The sequence below is a fragment of the Spiroplasma endosymbiont of Lariophagus distinguendus genome, from assembly GCF_023846195.1.
In the GTDB taxonomy this organism is placed as follows: domain Bacteria; phylum Bacillota_I; class Bacilli_A; order Mycoplasmatales; family VBWQ01; genus Spiroplasma_E.
In genome coordinates, this window is record NZ_JALMUW010000165.1 from 1 (window position 1) to 643 (window position 643).

At 23.3% G+C, this 643-nt stretch carries 2 protein-coding genes; both read left to right on the plus strand.

Going from position 1 to position 643, the window contains the following annotated elements; genetic code table 4:
* Positions 1-296 (plus strand): hypothetical protein (locus tag M0D11_RS06330; protein WP_252321121.1); only part of this gene is annotated, 296 nt, incomplete at its 5' end.
* An 83-nt stretch (positions 297-379) separates the two neighbouring features.
* Positions 380-604 carry an HMG-box domain-containing protein gene (locus M0D11_RS06335; RefSeq protein ID WP_252321123.1) on the plus strand — a complete coding sequence of 75 codons (225 nt, stop codon included), beginning with the start codon at positions 380-382 and terminating at the stop codon, positions 602-604.
* Positions 605-643: the final 39 nt, after the last annotated feature.

Here is a 643-nt window from a genome sequence, read left to right on the forward strand (position 1 = left end):
CAATTTATCATGTAACAATCATCCATTCTCTAATTCATAGTTATTGATTTGAAAAAGGAAAAAGAATTCAAATCAATAAAAAGAATGTATTCTTTCAAAAAATTATTGAAATGGAGTATAAAGAAATATTTGAGAAACCTTTAGACTTATCTTTTCAACATAAATTAGAAAAGCAGCAAAAACAAATTGAACAATTAGTTTCTTGAGTTAAAAGTTTGCAAGAAGAAAATGCAAAATTAAAAACCGAAACTGAGTTATTAAAACATTCAAATTCAAAAACTCGTAATCATGGATAAAATTCTTTACTGAAAAACAATATGTGAAAAATTAATTTTTAAATCATGTAAAATTATAATAAGAAAAATTAGGGGATAAAAATATGTCAAATAAAAAAGTTAAAAGACCAATGAATGCTTATATGCTTTTTAGTAAAGAAAAAAGAGCAGAAATTATTCAACAGAAACCAGAACTTAAATTTAAAGTTGTAGAAGTTGCCCAACTTATTGATAATTATTGCCAAGAAATGACAAGCGAAGAAAAAGATAAATATGTAAAAATGGCAGAAACAAATAGAAAAATATATGAAAGTGAAATTCAAAAATAAATATCTCTAATTCATTTAAAACAAGCCTATCTAGGCTTT